Source organism: Nonomuraea sp. NPDC048882 (assembly GCF_040649755.1).
Lineage (GTDB): Bacteria > Actinomycetota > Actinomycetes > Streptosporangiales > Streptosporangiaceae > Nonomuraea > Nonomuraea maheshkhaliensis.
Genome location: NZ_JBEZGB010000006.1, coordinates 615,101 through 633,053, shown reverse-complemented (window position 1 = coordinate 633,053; position 17,953 = coordinate 615,101). Strand labels below are relative to the sequence as shown.

Annotated in this window: 14 protein-coding genes and 1 pseudogene; 6 read left to right on the top strand and 9 right to left on the bottom strand. The window is 71.7% G+C overall.

Features of this window, described 5'->3' with window-relative positions:
• On the bottom strand, positions 1–972 hold a 972-nt coding region (locus AB0C27_RS24745), incomplete at its 3' end, for a transposase (RefSeq protein WP_357847859.1).
• On the opposite strand from AB0C27_RS24745, the pseudogene tnpA reads away from it, so the two are divergent.
• Positions 972–1,338: pseudogene (gene tnpA / locus AB0C27_RS24740) on the top strand (IS200/IS605 family transposase). The gene AB0C27_RS24745 and the pseudogene tnpA sit on opposite strands and share 1 nt — an antisense overlap.
• Before the next feature lie 164 nt (positions 1,339–1,502).
• The gene (locus AB0C27_RS24735; RefSeq protein WP_357847857.1) at positions 1,503–2,354 is read left to right on the top strand and encodes an SDR family NAD(P)-dependent oxidoreductase; all 852 of its coding nucleotides are present in this window, start codon (positions 1,503–1,505) and stop codon (positions 2,352–2,354) included.
• 66 nt (positions 2,355–2,420) lie between these two features.
• On the opposite strand, the gene AB0C27_RS24730 is transcribed toward AB0C27_RS24735, so the two are convergent.
• Positions 2,421–3,341, bottom strand: a complete 921-nt coding sequence (locus tag AB0C27_RS24730; protein ID WP_357847855.1) for a hypothetical protein — start codon at positions 3,339–3,341, stop codon at positions 2,421–2,423.
• A 118-nt stretch (positions 3,342–3,459) separates the two neighbouring features.
• Here AB0C27_RS24730 and guaA point away from each other — a divergent pair, with 118 nt between their 5' ends.
• The 4 genes from guaA (at position 3,460) to AB0C27_RS24710 (ending at position 8,625) form a co-directional block, all read left to right on the top strand.
• Entirely contained in the window at positions 3,460–5,007 is a 1,548-nt protein-coding gene (guaA, locus tag AB0C27_RS24725; RefSeq protein ID WP_357847853.1) for a glutamine-hydrolyzing GMP synthase, read from the top strand.
• 197 nt (positions 5,008–5,204) lie between these two features.
• Positions 5,205–6,383 carry a SpoIIE family protein phosphatase gene (locus tag AB0C27_RS24720; RefSeq protein WP_357847851.1) on the top strand — a complete coding sequence of 393 codons (1,179 nt, stop codon included), beginning with the start codon at positions 5,205–5,207 and terminating at the stop codon, positions 6,381–6,383.
• Positions 6,380–8,158: a CHASE3 domain-containing protein gene (locus AB0C27_RS24715; RefSeq protein WP_357847849.1), complete on the top strand. Its 1,779-nt coding sequence runs from the start codon at positions 6,380–6,382 to the stop codon at positions 8,156–8,158. The genes AB0C27_RS24720 and AB0C27_RS24715 overlap by 4 nt, the downstream gene beginning before the upstream one ends.
• Positions 8,158–8,625: a response regulator gene (locus AB0C27_RS24710; protein ID WP_357847847.1), complete on the top strand. Its 468-nt coding sequence runs from the start codon at positions 8,158–8,160 to the stop codon at positions 8,623–8,625. Before AB0C27_RS24715 ends, AB0C27_RS24710 begins: the two co-directional genes overlap by 1 nt.
• Here AB0C27_RS24710 and AB0C27_RS24705 read toward each other — a convergent pair.
• From AB0C27_RS24705 to AB0C27_RS24675, 7 genes are all read right to left on the bottom strand, one after another.
• Positions 8,622–10,175 carry a hypothetical protein gene (locus tag AB0C27_RS24705; RefSeq protein WP_357847845.1) on the bottom strand — a complete coding sequence of 518 codons (1,554 nt, stop codon included), beginning with the start codon at positions 10,173–10,175 and terminating at the stop codon, positions 8,622–8,624. The genes AB0C27_RS24710 and AB0C27_RS24705 overlap by 4 nt on opposite strands.
• 29 nt (positions 10,176–10,204) lie before the next feature.
• A complete protein-coding gene (locus AB0C27_RS24700) occupies positions 10,205–10,873 on the bottom strand; it encodes a polysaccharide deacetylase family protein (protein ID WP_357847843.1) in 669 nt (222 codons plus the stop codon).
• Between the two features lie 78 nt (positions 10,874–10,951).
• Positions 10,952–11,659: a class I SAM-dependent methyltransferase gene (locus tag AB0C27_RS24695; protein ID WP_346110123.1), complete on the bottom strand. Its 708-nt coding sequence runs from the start codon at positions 11,657–11,659 to the stop codon at positions 10,952–10,954.
• Positions 11,660–11,662: 3 nt separating this feature from the next.
• Positions 11,663–12,781: a glycosyltransferase gene (locus tag AB0C27_RS24690; RefSeq protein WP_357847841.1), complete on the bottom strand. Its 1,119-nt coding sequence runs from the start codon at positions 12,779–12,781 to the stop codon at positions 11,663–11,665.
• A 115-nt stretch (positions 12,782–12,896) separates the two neighbouring features.
• Positions 12,897–15,491 (bottom strand): hypothetical protein, encoded by a 2,595-nt coding sequence (locus AB0C27_RS24685; protein ID WP_357847839.1) that lies wholly within the window; start codon positions 15,489–15,491, stop codon positions 12,897–12,899.
• A 188-nt stretch (positions 15,492–15,679) separates the two neighbouring features.
• Positions 15,680–16,918 (bottom strand): acyl-CoA reductase, encoded by a 1,239-nt coding sequence (locus AB0C27_RS24680; protein ID WP_357847837.1) that lies wholly within the window; start codon positions 16,916–16,918, stop codon positions 15,680–15,682.
• Positions 16,918–17,943: an acyl-protein synthetase gene (locus tag AB0C27_RS24675; RefSeq protein ID WP_357847835.1), complete on the bottom strand. Its 1,026-nt coding sequence runs from the start codon at positions 17,941–17,943 to the stop codon at positions 16,918–16,920. Before AB0C27_RS24675 ends, AB0C27_RS24680 begins: the two co-directional genes overlap by 1 nt.
• Positions 17,944–17,953: the final 10 nt, after the last annotated feature.

Here is a 17,953-nt window from a genome sequence, read left to right as displayed (position 1 = left end):
CCGGCCCCACGCCTGGCCGCTGATCGACCGGTTCAGGCCCGCCTTCTGGGCGACGTTCCTGCCCGGGGCCTCGATCGTGCCCTTGGCGGATGTGACCATGTTGAGGATGGCGAGTTCCTCCACCTTGATCACAGCGAACGTGCCGGCGAGTCCGGTGGTGGTCTGGTGCTGCCAGTAGACGGCTCTGCGCTTGGCTTTCGCGCGGAGCCGGGCGATCTGGTGGTAGGTGCGCTGTTCGCGTCCCGAGGGGCGGGTCTTGCTGGGCCGGGCCGCGCGCTGACGGGCCGACTTCTTCTCCAGGCGGCGCAGGTGTCCGGTCTCGCGGCCGGTGAGCCAGGGGCCGTGCTCGCGCATGGTCCCGTCGGACAGGGCCAGCGCGACCGTGACGCCCCGGTCGATCCCGACCTGCTCGCCCTGGTGCGGGGCAGCGGGCTGGACCAGTGTCTCGGTGCGGAACACGATGCTCCACCCGAACGCGTCCTTGACCAGGCGGGCTCCGGTCACCTTCCCCGCAGGGGAGTTCTTTCCGACGCCGGGCAGGGGTTTGGTCCACCGGAACCGGACCCGGCCCACCATCGGGAGGCTGAGCTGCCCCCACCTGGCCGACAGGCGCACGATCCGCATGGTGCGCACCTGCGGCACGTCGACCGCCAGCCGAGGCCGCCTCTTCTTGGACTTGAAGGTCGGCCGCTTGGCAGGGTGGCCGGGGTTGAAGAAGTTCTCCCACGCCTGCCGATACGTTTTCAGCACGGCCTGGGCGGGCAAGGCCGCCAGGAACGGAACATCCGTGCGGGCCTGGCGGATCGCCTGATCGGCCTGCGCCAGAGTCGGCCTTCTGCCGGGAAAATGCGTCCAATAGGCGTGCAGGCAGTTCCACAGGGTGATCGCGGCGGACGCCTGCTCCTGCAGGATCGCGGACTGCTCGCAGGTCAGCTCCAGACGGGCTTTATGCCCGCGCTGCCGCTTGACCAATCGCTCACTTGGTTTTCGTGACCAAACTCCGGCACCAGGTGTTCACCGACACCCACCTGACCCGCATGGAAGAGATCATGCGGGACGTGTGCGCGGACTTCGAAACCGAACTGACCGAGTTCAACGGCGCAGACAACCACGTCCACCTGCTGGTCAACTTCCCGCCCAAGGCCGCTCTGTCCAAGCTGGTCAACTCACTGAAGGGGGCGGCGTCCCGGCGGATGCGCCAAGAGTTCCCCGACCTGGCCGCCCACTACTACCGAACCAACAAGCTGTGGTCCGGCTCATACTTCGCGGGGGAGCGTGGGAGGCGCCCCGCTGTCGACCGTGCGCCAGTACATCGAGCAGCAAAACCGCCCGGTCTGACCACGGCAACGCCGGTCCGCCTGGCAGCGAAACAGCTGTTCCTGCCCCGCTATGCGAAAGAGTCCGCCTCACCCCCGGCCTGAAGGCCGGAGCACTACGGACATATCCGGTAGTGTCACTCGAACTGATCGGGGTAGCGCCGTCCGGCACGAGGAGGTCTGTCCGTGCGCGAGCTCTCCGGCAAGGTCGCGGTGGTGACGGGTGCGGCCAGCGGCATCGGGCGGGCGCTGGCCCTGCGGTTCGCGGCCGAGGGTATGACGCTGATGCTCGCCGACGTGGACCACGGCGGCCTCGCGGAGACGGCCGCGATGGCGGCGGACGTCGAGGTTCGTCCGGGTACGGCCGGGCGCGGTGGAGTGCTCACGCAGATCACCGACGTGTCCGACTCCTGGGCCGTCCGGCACCTGGCCGACCGGTGTTTCGGGGAGTTAGGTGCGGTGCACGTACTGTGCAACAACGCCGGCGTCTTTCAGGGCGGCCACCTGTGGACGCGCGAGGAGAAGGACCTCGACTGGCTGCTCGGCGTGAACCTGTGGGGCGTGCTGCACGGCATCCACGCGTTCGTGCCGCGCATGATCGAGCAGGACACCGAGGGCCACATCGTCAACACCGTCTCGGTGGCCGGGCTGTTCGTCGCGCCGGGGTCGGGCGGTTACTCGGTGAGCAAGTTCGCCGCCCTGGCCGCCTCCCTGGCGCTCGCCCAGGACCTTTCCGCCACCGGATCCAGGCTGCGGGTGAGCGCGCTCTGCCCGGGAGCGGTGGACACGCGCATCGGCGAGTCCGACAGGAGCCGGCCGCCCGGCCTGGTCACCACGCCGACGCCGGACGAGCTGGAGTCACGCGAGCGGATCGGCCGGGCGGCCGGCCGGGGCCTGGACCCGGCCGAGGTGGCCGACCTGGTCGTGACGGGCATTCGTGAGGAACGGTTCCTGCTGCTGACGGACCAGAAGTACGCCGCCCGCCTGCGCCTGCAGACCGAGGCCCTGCTCACCGGCAACCTCCCCGACCTCAGGTGAGCCCCGGCCGCCCGCTCGCACAGCTCGCCCGCGACCCAGCCCGCCCGGCCGCGCGTGACCTCGGCCTCACCGGTGGCGGTCGTGGGCCAGCACCCGTACGACGGTTCCCTTCCGCGCCTTGACCAGCAGCCGGACGGAGTCGCCCGGCAGCACGTCCTCATAGAGCCCCTGTTCCACGTGGAACGCCGTGGCCTTCGGCGAGCTGCCGTCGTGCAGGGCGATGTAGTGATCGTCGGCGTCCACCCACCGCTTGACCACGTACCCGGTGACCTCCTGTCGCCCCTGCACGGGAGGCAGCAGCTCGGCGGGCTCGATCTGACCGCCCCGCCATCCGCTTCCAGTGAAGATCCACTCCTGCCGGTGGCCGGCCGAGCCCGCCTTGGCGGCCTCCCGCCCGCGTTCGGTCAGCAGGAACCCCCGGCCGCCCATGAGCAGCCCGATCCCCGCCACCAGGGACACCATCGTCGCGATCATTCCAGGCCAGGACAGGCCGGCCGCCGCGATGGTGGCGTACCAGGGGACGACCAGCGCCGCCGCCAGCAGCAGCGGCACGATCACGCTCGGCCAGCGCCGCCGCGCCAGGCCCAGATCGATCGCGCTGCGCCGGACGAGGGGCAGGAAGTGGCCCTCCAGATCGGGCCCTTCCGGGATCAGGTCGATCACGGGGGCCTCGGTCGCGCCCGCCAGCCGGGCACGCACCCGTTCGACCGCCCACCTCTCGTACGGGCGCAGCGGCTCGTCCAAGGGCCCCTCGACGCTCAGCCGATCGCCCTCGATCGTCGCCCAGCCGCGCCCGGCGAGCTCGTACAGGGCCGAATGGAACACGTCCTGGGGCCGCATCCCGCGTAAGAGCTCGGCCACGGGGGCGGGCACCGGCTCCCGCACAGCCTCCCGCCGCCGGTCCTCGCCCCGGGCGGACACCTTGAGGGCGGCGGCCAGCGTGGCCACCCACAGCGCCCATGCCGCCGCCGGCCAGACAAGATCCATTGTTCTGTGTTAGCACGTCGGCCCGAGTCAGACCAGGTGTATCCCGAGCCAGGCCAGGTGCAAGACGCGGGGCCGATACACTGTGGTCACCGCATTTCGCCTTTGGGGGGTTCTCACGGTGTCTGAATTCGACACAGTGCTGGTGGTCGACTTCGGCGCTCAATACGCGCAGCTCATCGCCAGGCGGGTGCGCGAGTGCCACGTCTACTCGGAGATCGTGCCCTCGACCATGACGGTCGAGGAGATGATGGCCAAGAAGCCGAAGGCCATCATCCTGTCCGGTGGTCCTTCGTCGGTCTACGCCGAGGGCGCGCCGCCGGTGCCGCACGGGCTGTTCGCCACGGGCGTGCCCACGTTCGGCATCTGCTACGGCTTCCAGGCCATGGCCCAGGCACTGGGCGGCGAGGTCGCCCGCACCGGCGTGGCCGAATACGGCGGCACCCCGATGCAGGTGCTCGACGAGGGCGTCATCTTCGCAGGCCTGCCCGCGAGCCAGACGGTCTGGATGTCCCACGGCGACAGCGTGGCCGCCGCGCCCGAGGGCTTCGCGGTGACCGCCTCGACCGGGCAGACCCCGGTCGCCGCCTTCGAGAGCGTCGAGCGCGGCCTCTACGGCGTGCAGTTCCATCCGGAGGTGCTGCACACCGAGCACGGGCAGGCGGTGCTCAAACACTTCCTGGAGGCGGCCGGCTGCCGCCCGTCGTGGACGATGCTCAACATCGTCGAAGACTCCGTCGAGGCCGTGCGCCGCCAGGTCGGCGACGGCCGCGCGATCTGCGCGCTGTCCGGCGGGGTCGACTCCGCGGTGGCCGCCGCGATCGTCCAGCGCGCCATCGGCGACCGGCTGACCTGCGTCTTCGTCGACCACGGCCTGCTGCGCAAGGGCGAGGCCGAGCAGGTCGAGCGCGACTTCGTCGCCGCCACGGGCGTCAAGCTGCGCGTCGTCGACGCCTCAGAGCGCTTCCTGAAGGCCCTGGAGGGCGTCTCCGACCCGGAGGAGAAGCGCAAGATCATCGGCCGCGAGTTCATCCGCGTCTTCGAGGACGAGCAGCGCGCCATCATGGCCGACGGCCCGGTCGACTTCCTGGTCCAGGGCACCCTCTACCCCGACGTGGTCGAGTCGGGCGGCGGCACCGGCACCGCCAACATCAAGTCACACCACAACGTCGGCGGCCTGCCTGAGGACCTCCAGTTCACCCTGGTCGAGCCGCTGCGGGCGCTGTTCAAGGACGAGGTCAGGAGGGCCGGCGAAGAGCTCGGCCTGCCGTCGGCCATGGTCTGGCGTCAGCCGTTCCCCGGTCCCGGCCTCGGCATCCGCATCATCGGCGAGGTCACCCGCGACCGGCTGGCCCTGCTGCGCGAGGCCGACGCCATCGCCCGCGAAGAGCTGTCCAGGGCCGGCCTCGACCGGTCGATCTGGCAGTGCCCGGTGGTGCTGCTGGCCGACGTCCGGTCCGTGGGGGTTCAGGGCGACGGCCGTACGTACGGGCATCCGGTGGTGCTGCGGCCGGTCACGTCCGAGGACGCCATGACCGCCGACTGGGCGCGGGTTCCCTACGACGTGCTGTCGCGGATCTCCACCCGGATCACCAACGAGGTGCGCGAGGTCAACCGGGTGGTGCTCGACGTGACCAGCAAGCCGCCGGGCACCATCGAGTGGGAGTGACCGCGTTCCTGAAGTGAGACACGGCCGGGGGCGGATGCTCGCTTCGGGTGGCATGAATACAAGGGAGATCACTGGGAAGTGGGGCTACCCCTGGGCCAATGCGGACCGTGATTGGCGACCGGGACGCCCGAGGTCTCGACGGATCGTGACGGATCGGGGTGCTTGAGCGCGCGGTCCGGAGGGGGTGACAGGCCCGCATGGCCCATGCGAGCGAAGACGGCAGGCAGCCGCTGGTGCTGCTCGTCGAGGACGATCCGCAGGATGCGTTCATCGTCGAGGAGCTGCTTGAGGACAGCGGACTGAAGGTGCGCCTGGAGTGGGCCCGTTCGGTGGACGAGGCCCGCAGGGCGCTGGTCCGGCTGCGCCCCCAGTGCGTGCTGCTCGACCTCGGGCTGCCCGACTCCCACGAGTTCTCCGCGCTGTCGGCCGTCATGGAGAAGGCCGGCGACGCGGCCGTGGTGGTGCTCACGGGCATGGCCGAGGAGCAGGCCGGGCTGGCGGCGGTGACCGCCGGGGCCCAGGACTACCTGGTCAAGGGCCGGGTCGAGGCCGAGTGGCTGGGCCGGACGCTGCGCTACGCGATGCAGCGCAAGCAGGCCGAGCAGGCCGCGGTGGCCCTGCACGCCGAGCGCATGCGCGCCAAGGAGAACGAACGCCTCGAACGCGGCCTGCTGCCCAGGCCGCTGCTGCAGAGCATGCCGATCGAGGTGGCCTCCCGCTACCGTCCGAGCAGGGGCGCGGCCACGCTCGGCGGCGACTTCTTCGACGTCGTCGAGTCCGACGACAAGTCCGTGCACGCGGTGATCGGCGACGTGTGCGGCCACGGCCCCGACGAGGCGGCGGTGGGCGTCTGCCTGCGCATCGCCTGGCGGGCGCTCGTGCTCAGCGGCGTGACGGGCGCGGCCCTGCTGCGCAGGCTCGAACGCATCCTGGAGGCCGAACGGCCGGGGTCGGAGATCTTCGTCACGATGACCACGCTCGTGCTCGACCCCGACCAGCGTACGGTCCGGATCTGGCGGGCCGGCCACCCCGGCATGCTGCTCCACGAGGACGACACCGTCTCGCTGGCCGACCCGGGGCAGAGCCCGGCGCTGGGCCTGCCGGTCGAGGTCGACTGGCACCAGGACATCCTTGAGCTGCCCAAGGGCGGTGGGCTCACCCTCTACACCGACGGGCTCTTCGAGCGCCGCCTGCCCGGCGAGCCGCCCACGTGGCTGGGCGAGGAGGGCCTGCTCGACCTCGCCGCCCGCCACTCGCACCTCGACGGCGAAGGCTTCCTCGACGCGCTGCTGGCCGACGTCGAGTCGGTCACCGCCCCCGAGGCGTCCGCCGACGACCTTGCGGTGGTGCACCTGCGCTGGAAAGACACGCCATGAGCGACGTGACGACACCCCCGGACTCGCGCGCGACCGCGGGCGCGGACGGCGCGGGCACGGGTGGCGCGAGCGGCGGCGGCGCGGGCACAGGAGGCGGTGGCACGGGCGGCGCGGGCGCGGCGCGGGACTCCCTCTGGCGGCGGCTCACCGTGCACGGCTGGTTCGTGCTGGTGATCTCGATCATCACCTTCCTCATCGTCGTCTGCGCGGTGATCGGCGGCCTGATGCTCGACCGCACCAGCCGCCTCTCCGACCAGCTCACCGGCAAGATCTCCCCGGCCGCCATCGAGGCGGCCAAGATGCAGAAGGCCCTCATCGACCAGGAGACCGGCGTCAGGGGCTTCCTGCTGACCGGCCGTCAGGAGTTCCTGGAGCCGTACGGCGAAGGGGTGGCCGCCGAGCGGCTCAGCTACGAGCAGGTCGCCACGCTCCTCGCCGACCGGCCGGACCTGCTCGCCCAGCTCAACGCCGTCCGCGACCGCGCCGCCGTCTGGCGCAGCGAGTACGCCGAGCCCATGACGGAGGGCCGACGCGCCGACGGCGCGGTCGCCGCCGCCAGGGTGGAGGAGAGCAAGCGGGTCTTCGACGAGATCAGGGTGCTGCTCGAACGGCAGAACTCCCGGCTGGCGCTGGCCCGCGAGCAGTCCCAGGCCGACCTGGTCCGGGCCGAGCAGATCCGCAACTGGGCCTTCATGGCCATCCTCGTGGTCTTCCCGCTGGCGGCCATCGCCATGGGCGTCCTGCTGCGCCGGGCGGTCGGCGTCCCGCTCACCGACCTGCGCCAGGCCAGCCGCCAGATCGCGGCCGGCGACTTCGAGCACGCGATCCCCGCGCGGGGCGCCGCCGACATCCGCGAGGTCGCCGAGGACGTGGACCTGATGCGGATGCAGATCGTCCGCGCGCTGGCGGAATCGCACCGGCAGCAGGTGCAATTGCGCGATCAGGCCGCCGACCTCGACGCGCAGGCGGGGGAACTGCGCCGCTCCAACGCCGAGCTGGAGCAGTTCGCGTACGTGGCCTCGCACGACCTCCAGGAGCCGCTGCGCAAGGTCGCCACCTTCTGCCAGCTGCTGGAGAAACGCTACGGCTCGGTGCTGGACGAGCGCGGCACCCAATACATCCGCTTCGCGGTCGACGGGGCCACCCGGATGCAGGTGCTCATCAACGACCTGCTGAGCTTCTCGCGCGTGGGCAGGATGTACGACGACCGCGAGCCGGTGGAGCTGGATGAGGCCCTGGACAAGGTCATCGACGACCTGTCGGCGCCCATCGAGGAGTCGGGCGCCCGCTTCGAACGCCTCAGCAAGCTGCCCAGCGTCGTCGGCGACCCCACGATGCTGCGCCTGCTCTGGCAGAACCTGATCAGCAACGCCATCAAGTTCCGCGACCCCGGCCGCGCGCCCGTGATCAGGATCGGCTGCGCGCCGGCGGGCGAGGAGGGCTGGAAGTTCTCGGTGGCCGACAACGGCATCGGCGTCGAGCCGGAGTTCGCCGACAAGATCTTCATCATCTTCCAGCGCTTGCACAGCCGCGACACCTACACCGGCACCGGCATCGGCCTGGCGATGTGCAAGAAGATCGTGGAGAACCACGGCGGCCGGATCTGGCTGGACACCGGCTACACCGGCGGCGCCTGCCTGCGCTTCACCCTGCCAGCCGAGGTGCCAGCCGAGATACCAGCCGAGATACCAGCCGAGATACCAGCCGAAGTCCCTGCCGAGATGCCGGCCGAAACCCCCGCCGAAGTGCCCGCCGAGAGTGAGGGAACCGGCTGATGACGAATGGGAAACCCATCGAAGTGCTGCTCGTCGAGGACGATCCGGGCGACGAGCTCATCACCCGCGAGGCGTTCGAGGACAACAAGATCCGCAACAACCTGCACGTCGTCAGGGACGGCCTGGAGGCGCTCGACTTCGTCTACCGGAGAGGCGCGCACGAGGGTGCGCCCCGCCCCGACCTCATCCTGCTCGACCTGAACCTGCCGAAGTACGACGGCCGCCAGGTGCTGGAGCAGATCAAGGGCGATCCCGCGCTGCGCTCGATCCCCGTCGTCGTCCTGACGACCTCCTCGGCCGAGGAGGACATCCTGCGCAGCTACGAGCTGTTCGCGAACGCGTACGTGAGCAAGCCCGTCGACCTCGACCGCTTCATGGCCGTGATCCGCCAGATCGACGACTTCTTCGTCACCGTCGTCCGCCTCCCCGGCCGCGCCCCCTCCATAGGCGACGACGGCCGCCGCTAGACCTCCGCGCCCGGCTGATGCGCCGCCTGGACCCGCTCCGCCTCGGGCCCGGACGCCGGCACCGACCCCACCCGCTCCGCGTCCAGCGGAGGGGCGATGTGCGGCCGCGTCATAGACCGTCTCCGCCGGCTGCGCCTGAACGGCCAGGTCACCAGCCGGACCAGCAGCCGCACCACGCTTCCCGCCAGCAGCGGTACGAGCAGCACCCCGACCAGGATCGGCGCGGCCATGTACCTGAAGTCCTGCGCCGAGATGTTGGCCAGCACCACGACCTGCTGCGCGGCCACGCCCGCCACCACCATGAGGACGTACCGGCTGCGCAGCGCCCACGCCGCCAGCGCCGCCGCCAGGTACGACAGGTACGCCCACGACGCCCCCCGCCACAGCACCCAGTCCCACTCGGGAACCAGCGCACGGTCCAGCCAGGGCTCGGCCACCCGGTTCAGCTCCATCGACAGCGGCCGCAGCGAGAACACCCACCGCTCGGGGAAGTCGGTCACCTCGTGCGGCCCGACGTAGGTGTCGGCGTTCGGCCGCCGCGACAGCCGGTACGTCATCCCGCCGGTCGTCAGCTCGTCCTGCACCGGCCGCCAGGCGATGGCGCCGCGGCACAGCCGGGTCCGCACCACTGTGGCGGGCTCGGTGACCAGCAGCCGCCGCCACAGCTCCAGCAGTTCGGTGGCGTGCATGCCGGCCTGCCACCAGCTGAAGTCCTTGCGCCAGATCAGCGGGTTGATGGTGGCGCAGGCGCCGCCCTCCCACCAACGTTCCAGCGGCGCCACGGACGTGAGCAGGGAGATGTCGGCGGGGGTGAACCATTCCGGATTCTCCCGGTACGCGACCGCGATGTCACCGAAGGCGGTGTGGTAGACGTACGTCCGCGACGGCGGCACGATCCCGTACTGCGGGAAGACGAGGTTGTTCAGCAGCAGCGGGATCGCGGCGGCGAAGGCGCCGGCCAGCAGCAGCCGCACCCGCATGGTGCGCACGATGAGCACCATCACCGGCACGGCCACCGCCACGACGAGGAAGCCGTTCGCGCGGAAGAGCCCGAGCAGCACGAACAGCGTCGAGAGCCAGACGAGCGCGGGCACTGTGACGGCCCGTCTGGCGGCGACGCGCGCGCACGCGCCCGCGATCAGCACGGCGCAGATCGTGAACGGCACGTCCTTCCACAACGTCACCGTGAACGCGCCCACCGGCGGCGCCAGCGGCATGAGCATGGCGACGGCGGTCGTCGCCACGCGCGGCGCGCCCAAACGCACGAGTGACCTGGCCAGGTACGTCAGCGCCCCCGCCATGGCCGTCGTCTGCGCGAACGTCACGGCCCCGAGGTCACCGGTGCCGGTGAAGCTCAGCCACACCAGCCCGTCGTAGAGCACCGAGTGATCGCTCACCCATGGCCCGACCAGGGTGTGGCTGAGATAGAGGACAGAGTCGCGGCTGAACAGGCCGGGGTAGAGCGCCGCCCACCAGCATCCGAGCACCGCCTGGACGACCAGGAAGGTCGCCATCGCGGTCCACGGCCGGCGCCGGGTGTCACTCCCCATGGTTCCCATCCTGAGCTGGGGGAGAGGTGTTAGAAGTAGGTCTCTCCTGGCGTCGGGCCCTTGCCGCGCAGCAGCGTGGGCACCGTGACGAGGTGGTAGCCGCGCTTCTTCAGCTCCTTGAGGATCTGCGGCATGGCCTTCACCGTCTGCGGGACGGTGTCGTGCATGAGGATCACGCCGTCGCGCTTGGCCAGCTTGAGCACGGCCGCCTTGATCTTCTTGGCGTCACGCAGGCGCCAGTCGAGCGTGGTGCCCGTCCAGAGGATCTCCGCCAGCTCGGTCTGAGACGCCGCCCAGAGCACGCGCTCGTCGGTGTGACCGAACGGCGGCCGGAACATCTTCGGCCGCACCCCCGTGGCCTTCTGGATCACTTCCTGGTTGACCTTGATCGCTTCCAGGATCTCGTTGTCGGAGTGGGCCGGCAGCGAGAAGTGGGCGTAGGTGTGGTTGCCGATCGCGTGCCCCCGCGCGACGATCTGCCGCGCGACCTTCGGCCGCTCCTCCACCCGCTTGCCGACCAGGAAGAACGTGGCCTTGGCATTCGCCGCTGACAACGTCTTGAGCAGGGCGGGGGTGTGGGCCCCCGGCCCGTCGTCGAAGGTCAGGGCCAGGCACTTGACCCGGCCGCAGTCGACGGGGGCCTGAGCGGGCACGGAGGTCAGGGCTAAGGAAGCCGCGAGGAGGGCATGAATCACCACAGCAGATAGCCTAAAGCCAACAGAACCCGCCGAAGTTACGCCGGATGTCTCGTTCTGGCCCCATCGACTCCGGCAGGTTCAGCGGCCCCGCCGCGCCCGCAGGAAGAGCGAGACGCCCTTGAGCGACTTGACCGGCAGATAGCGCTCGGCGCGGATGATCACCGACAGGCCGGCGTTGACGATCAGCGGCATCCGGCCCAGGTCGCTGCCGGTCGAGCGGCGGCGGTGCCGGGCCACGAGCGGGCGCAGGAGCACGTTCCAGCTCCAGACGCGATCGACGGTCAGCCCCGCCCCCTCGACGACGACCGTGAGCGAGTCGCGGCCGTAGCGGCGCACGTGGCCGACGGCGTCGTCGTGGGCCGACCACAGCGCCATGTCGCACGGCACCGCGATCAGCGCGTGCCCGCCCGGCGCCAGCACCCGGGCGATCTCGGCGGCGGCCAGGTCGTCCTCGTGGATGTGCTCCAGCACGTCGAACGCGGTCACCAGGTCCACGCTCCTGGACTCGAACGGCAGTGCTCGCGCGTCCGCCAGGACCGCCTTGAGCCCGCGCCGCCTGGCCGTCTCCACCGCCGCCTCACAACTGTCCGTCGCCGTCGCGTCCCAGCCCGCCTCCACCAGCACTCTGGTGTTCCCGCCGCCGGCGGCGCCGATGTCCAGCGCCCGCCCCGGCCGGCCGAGCCTGGCCATTCTGCGCAGTTCGCGGCGCAGCACGGCCCGGCGCTCCCGATACCACCAGTGGCCGTCCTCCAGCGCGATCAGCCGGCGGATCTCAGAGGTTTCCATGCGTCATTTCCTTGTACGGGAGAGGCGGAGCAGCGTGAACAGGCCGTATGTGGCCGTGGAGAAGAACGCCAGCGCGCTGAACCGGGGCGCGGCGCGCGGCCCGAACGTCCACCGGCGATTGGCTTCGACGTTGACGATTCCGGCCAGGACGAGCGCGCAGAGATTCGCCGACGCGGGTGACCAGGATTCGCGCAGGAGCAGATAGGCCAGCGCATAGAGAATGACGGAGAAAGTGCCGATGGCGGCGAACGACGTGAATTTCGCCACCGCCGCCATCGTCGCCGCCCGCGGCGCGGGCGTCACCGCGTCGGGATGCGCGGGCTCGGGCTCCGGCCTGGCCACCTCGACCTCCGCCCGCCCCAGCGCCATCGACCAGGCCACCCTGGCCAGGCCCTTGAGGTCGTCCACGGCCGTCCTGACCACGTGGACGCGGGAGTCGGCGTCCTCGATCCAGTCCACCGGCACCTCGTGCACCCGCAGCCCGTTGTGCTCGGCCAGCAGGAGCAGCTCGGTGTCGAAGAACCAGGAGTCGTCCTCGATCTTGCCCATCAGCGGCCTGGCCACGTCGGCCCTGACCGCCTTGAAACCGCACTGAGCGTCGCTGAAACGCACCCCGAAGCCGTACTTGAGCAGCGCGTTGTAGCCCCGCGACACCACCTCGCGGCGCAGTGAGCGGCGGATGCGCGCGCCGTGCGCCAGCCGGGTGCCGACGGCGAGCTCGGAGTGCCCGCTGGCCACCGAGGCGACGAGCGGGAACAGGGCGCCGAGCCCGGTGGACAGATCCACGTCCATGTACGCCACGACGTCGGCCGGGCTGTCCTGCCAGGCCGCCCGCAGCGCCGCGCCCCGGCCCCTGACGTCCAGGCGGCGCGCGTGCACGTTCTCCAGCTCACCCGCCAGGGCCCTGGCCAGCGGCCAGGTGGCGTCGGTGCTGCCGTTGTCCACGATCGTCACGCGCCACGGCAGCGGGAAGCCGCCGTCGAGGTAGCGGGTCAGCGTACGGACGCAGCCGGGCAGGGCCCGTTCCTCGTTGAGCACGGGGATGACGATGTCGACGCTCGCCACCCGGGCCGCCGGGTCGAGAATCGCGGGACTCGGCTCCACGATGGCACGCGTGTCCATGGACTCCCCTGATCTCTCGTGGCCCTTCGATCCACGGGTATGGTGCTGGGGCGTCCGGCGGGGCGCGGGTGATTTCCCCGGCCCATTCCGCGAACGGGAGGATCTTTTTACTTGCTCAGGGGATTTGATAGATGGAGCAGCACGCATTGCGAAACCGCAACCGGGCGAATTCCTGCGGACGCGGATTCATCCCGGTGAAAAGCCACGTGACGCCATATCGGTCGGCGAGCTGTCGCACGTTCTGCGCGGTGGGCGCGCGGAAGACCGCGTCGTTCGCCGCCAGCCGCGCCTGATCCGCGAACGGCACCGTGAGGTACGAGCCCGCGAACAGCCCGGCCCGTGACAGCGTGCTCTCCGCGTACGCCCAGCCCTCGACCAGCACCCGCCGCTCGCTGAACCCCGACACCCAGAAGTGCCTGCTGTCGCACACCCGCCACCCGTCGTGGAGGCAGTGCAGATCGGTGGCCACCACGTCGCCGGGCGCGGAGTGCTCACGCAGCCACCGCCCCGCCGCCCGCGCCCCCGGCGGGATCAGCCGCTCCCGCTTCTCGCCGTCCGGCACGATGTGCCCGGCCACCTCCCGTACGGAGGTCGGCACGGCGTACCCCGCCAGCACCGCGACCACCGCCAGCACGTGCCCGCGCCGCCACACCAGCAGCGCCGCCACCGCCAGCACCGCGTACGGCAGCACGACCAGCCCCAGCCGTCCACCGGGAAAACCGTCCGGCGCCTGCGCTGTCAGCAGACCGGCCGCCGGCGCGGCGACCAGCGCGGCGACCGCTCCCGCCGCCGCCAGGCAGGCGAGCCGGATCCACGACAGGCGCGGCGCCGCCAGCACCCCGCAGACGGCGGCGATCGACAGGTAGGGCCGGGCCGCCTCCAGGAAGTACAGCTGCGACTCGGCCGGGTGACCGAGCAGCGCGGCCGCGCCGATCCCGGCCGCACCGACACCGAGCACCAGCAACAGGGCCGGCTCCAGCACCCGCCGCCCCAGCCCCGCCACCCCACCCCACACACAGGCCAGACAGAACAGATGCACCCCGGTCAGCACGGCAAGCCACAGAACCGGCGCCGCCGCGGGCTCGGCCAACGCCGTCGCGGGCGCGGACAGCGCCGTCGGGGGCTCGGCCAGCGCTGTCGCGGGCTCGGACAGCGCCACAAGCCGCGCCCACAGCCCCCGCATCGTCGCGAACGGCGACACCACCGTGCCCTGCGCCCCCTGCCCGAACAGCACGAACTGGGCGAACAGGAGGCAGACGAGCGTCCACACCGCCGCCCCCGCCCACGGCCCCCGCCGCCACCGCCCCGCCAACCCCCGCACGACCCCGCCCCGCCCGCCACCCGCACGCCTGGCCGCCCACCGACCTCCGCCCGAACGCCCAGCACCCCTGCCGTCTCGCGCACATGCAGGCACCGCCCGCACCGCCAGGACGAGCAGCAGGGCCGCCAGCAGCATCGGCAGGTAGGTGGCCTTGGCGCCGGCCAGGACGGGGAGCAGCACCGCCAGCGCCGCCCACCGCCGGCCGAACTCGCCGACCAGCAGCAGCACCACGGCCGCGAACAGCAGCGCGCCGAACGTCTGCGTCGGGCTGGCCCAGACGGTGAACATCGAGCGCGTGGGAAAGCTCACGTCCTCCACCAGCTCGGGCCCGAACAGGAAGTACGCCACCCCGGCCGCCGCGACCCCCGCTCCCCACCGCCCGCCCAGCCGCCGCCCGATCGCCGCCACCAGCACGACCGTCGCCGCGGCCATCGGCAGCGTGGACAGCCGGTAGACCAGCGTCACTGGCTCGATCCCGGTAACCCAACTGGTGGCGGCCATCTCGGCGTGGACGAACCAGTGATAGGACAGCCCTTCGCCCAGCACAGACGGCATGGTGAGCGGAAAGTGATGCTTGGCCTCGCCGACCAGGGCCAGGTGGTACGGCATGTCCACATACGCGGCCGCCACCGGGACCCGGTACAGGAACAACGCGCTCCACCCGACCAGGTAGGCCACGATCCCCGCCAGCACCCACGCACACCACCCCGGCACCCGCTCCCGCACCCCGTGCCCGCCCCCCTGCCCACGCCGCCTCCCGGGGAACGGCCGAGACGAGTGCCGTCGCGCGTAGGGTCGCCCGGACGATGGCGGCGCGGATGGGTGCTGCCCGAACGACGGCGGCGCGGATCGGTGCCGCTCGGTCGTAGACGGCCCGGATGGATGCCGTTCGGACGATGTCGGCCCGTATGGGTGCTGCCCGGTCGCAGACGGCTCGGATGGGTACTGCTCGGATGCATCCGGCTCGGATGAGTGCCGCCTGGACGTGGACGGCTCGGGCGCGTGCCGTCCGGACGAAGGCGGCTCCGACGGGGGCCGTGCGGGCGGGAAGGCTCCGGTCGAGTGCCGTCCGGTCGCGTGGCGGGCCCACCAGTGCCGCCTCAGCCGGGGCACGCAGGTGAACGCGCACAGGACCGCGACCGGCGCACCCAGCACGAGCAGCGGCACCCCCACCGCCCTGGCCGGGATGTAGGCCAGCACCTCGACCGCGTACCCCAGCGCCAGCCCCGCCGCCAGCTCCTCGGCCAGGGACCGGCCGCCCCCGGTCAGCGCCCGCCACAGCAGCGTGCCGGGCAGCAGCACCCCTGCCCCCAGATAGGCGGTGAAGAACGCCAGGTCGCGCGCGGAGACCCCGCACCACAGGAACACGGCCAGCGCCCCGCAGCACACGAGGAAGGCCGGCGTCCATCCCGAACGGAACCCGCGAAAGCGTGCAAAAGCCGCCGGCACCCGACCCAGGCCCGGAAAACGCAAGAGACCGCGCCCCCGGAAGCGCAGCAGAGCGGCCGATGGCCACCCCAGGCGGGGGGCGCGCCCGCGGGCCAGGTGGACGAGCCGGCGCCGGGGTGGAGCCGGTGTCATCTGATCACGGTCACCAGACGCGTGAACTCGGCCGGCAGGTCGACACCGTCCCACACCCGGTGGAAGCTCAGCGCGCTGCCCACCGGCACCATGCGGTCGACCCCGCGCCCGGCCAGCCCCATGGCCAGCTCCTCCAGCTCGGCCTGGCCGAACCCGAAGTGGGTCATCGTCTGGTCACGCCGTTCGACCAGCTCCGCCAGCTCGCCCAGGGTCTCCAGCCTGGCGTACGCGAACGTGCCCGCGCCCAGCCACCGGCGCGGCGCCGCGGCGGCGGCCGACAGGCAGACGCAGGCCAGCGCGTTGCCCCGGAACTCCACGCCCTCGGCCAGCCCGTCGGCGGCCAGCCCGTAGGTGGAGACCCGCTTCTCCACGGCCATGGCCGCGTCGACGCCCCACCCGCGTACGGTCACCACCCGAGAGACGTGGTCGGTGAAGTCGGCCCGAGCCGTGTCGCAGTCGCCCTGCGCGCCCACCCAGAACACGGTCCTGGGCGAGGAGCAGGCGGCCTGGTCGAACCAGTAGGTGTCGTTGACGAACCCCTCGGCGACCGTCACCCGCGCCGCCCTGGGCGCGCACAACCACGCCGCCGCCCGGATCACGGCGAAGGAGGAGCGGTCGGGGAAGGTCAGGTCGCGGGCGTGGGGGGCCAGGGCGTGGCGGCGGAGCTCGCTCACGCTGCGGTCGCCGCCCCACACCACCCGCAGGTCGCAGGCGGCCGACAGCGCGGCCGTGACGGCGTCGGAGCGGTCGTAGGAGACGACGCGCTGCGTGGCCGCGACGGCGGGGTCGGCGTCGGCCAGCGACTCGTGCAGCGTCTCCAGGATCGTCTCGGCGACCACGCCGGAACGGGGTGACAGCCGCACGACGTTGCAGTTGCCCATCAGCGCCGACAGGGCCCACGAGTAGACGAAGACCGTGTCGACGTTGGCCGGCGGGACGTGGAAGATCAGGCCGCGCGGGACGCGTACGTGCTGGCTGCCCAGGCCCTCGACCGTGCGGGCCAGCTCGCTCGGCCGCAGGAAGAAGCCCAGCGAGCCCAGCTCGGGATGGCGCCGCGCGAGCGCGGGCCGCAGCAGCCGCCGGCCGAAGGCCGCGAGGAACTCCCTGACCCGCTCGTCACCCACGCGGAGGCTGCCGTCGAGCCCGGCGAGCAGCTCTTCAACCGGCACGGTGCCGGCGGCGGGGAACCTGACGTCCACCACGGGGACGTCGAGTGCGGTGCTGTTGTCCGGCATCAGCCCTGCCCAAGGGTGTCGCTGCAGCCGCGCGCCTCGGCCCGCGGCAACCGGCCGAGGACCTCGAAGCGTTTGCCCGGCCAGCTGCCGTCGTCGACCCCGCGCACCACGCCCATGTCCTCGGTCAGCAGCACGTGACCCGGATAGGACGTGGGCAGCGTGCTGACCACCTCGATCAGCCCAGGCACCCCGTCAGCGGCCTCCTGCCAGGTCTCGGGGTCGCGGATGACCACGTCGGCGAAGTCGGGGCAGTAGAGCCCGTCGCCGTCGGGGCCTTCGAGGAAGACGGTGCCGATCTGCTCGACCATGCCGTAGAAGTTGTGCACCCTGCTCAGCCCGCACTCGGCCGCCAGCCGCCGCCGGAACTCGGCGTTGCCGACCGCCTGCTCGGCCAGCCGCTTCCAGCCGCCCGAGTGGATGAGCACCCCCTGCGACAGGTCGCAGCCCAGGCCGAGCAGGTGGAGCCAGACCATGTAGGTGAAGCCGAAGATCAGGAACGGCTCGCCGCCGTGACGCCGCAGGAAGGACGTGACCGCCTCGGCGTCCACCCCGCCCTGCTCGTCGAGCACGAACGTGTGGTCGCGGCCGAAGTTCATCATGCCGAGCACGCCCGCGCCCCTGGCGCTCAACGTGGGGTCGCGCACCACGGAGCGGGTGTCGACGATCAGCATCGGCAGCCGCCGCTCGCCCAGCACGGCCCGCACGGTGGCGGCCAGCATGCGGGTCTGCGCGGCGGCGGCCTCCTTGTCGAGGTAGATGCGGCTGGGCCGCTGGCCGGTGGTGCCGCTGGAGGTCAGCACCCGGAACACCTGGTCCTCGGGTACGCTGCGCAGCTCGTGGGTCTTGAACAGCCGCACCGGCAGCCACGGCAGGTCGGCCACCCGCTCGTAGGGGGGCGCCGAGCCGATCGCGTCGAGGATGCGGCGGTAGGGCGGGCACGCCTCGCGGTGCCGCTCGGTCAGCTCCGCCAGCCGGGGCAGCAGCGCGGCGTCCCGCTCGGGGCCGGCCAGGGTGAACACGCTCATCGCGCGGGAC

Bases quoted from the DNA above. Each gene is read 5' to 3' on its own strand.
- AB0C27_RS24730 (WP_357847855.1), bottom strand. From the start codon at position 3,341: ATGGATCTTGTCTGGCCGGCGGCGGCATGGGCGCTGTGGGTGGCCACG.
- AB0C27_RS24720 (WP_357847851.1), top strand. From the start codon at position 5,205: ATGGCCCATGCGAGCGAAGACGGCAGGCAGCCGCTGGTGCTGCTCGTC.
- AB0C27_RS24715 (WP_357847849.1), top strand. From the start codon at position 6,380: ATGAGCGACGTGACGACACCCCCGGACTCGCGCGCGACCGCGGGCGCG.
- AB0C27_RS24710 (WP_357847847.1), top strand. From the start codon at position 8,158: ATGACGAATGGGAAACCCATCGAAGTGCTGCTCGTCGAGGACGATCCG.
- AB0C27_RS24705 (WP_357847845.1), bottom strand. From the start codon at position 10,175: ATGGGGAGTGACACCCGGCGCCGGCCGTGGACCGCGATGGCGACCTTC.
- AB0C27_RS24695 (WP_346110123.1), bottom strand. From the start codon at position 11,659: ATGGAAACCTCTGAGATCCGCCGGCTGATCGCGCTGGAGGACGGCCAC.
- AB0C27_RS24690 (WP_357847841.1), bottom strand. From the start codon at position 12,781: ATGGACACGCGTGCCATCGTGGAGCCGAGTCCCGCGATTCTCGACCCG.
- AB0C27_RS24680 (WP_357847837.1), bottom strand. From the start codon at position 16,918: ATGCCGGACAACAGCACCGCACTCGACGTCCCCGTGGTGGACGTCAGG.
- AB0C27_RS24675 (WP_357847835.1), bottom strand. From the start codon at position 17,943: ATGAGCGTGTTCACCCTGGCCGGCCCCGAGCGGGACGCCGCGCTGCTG.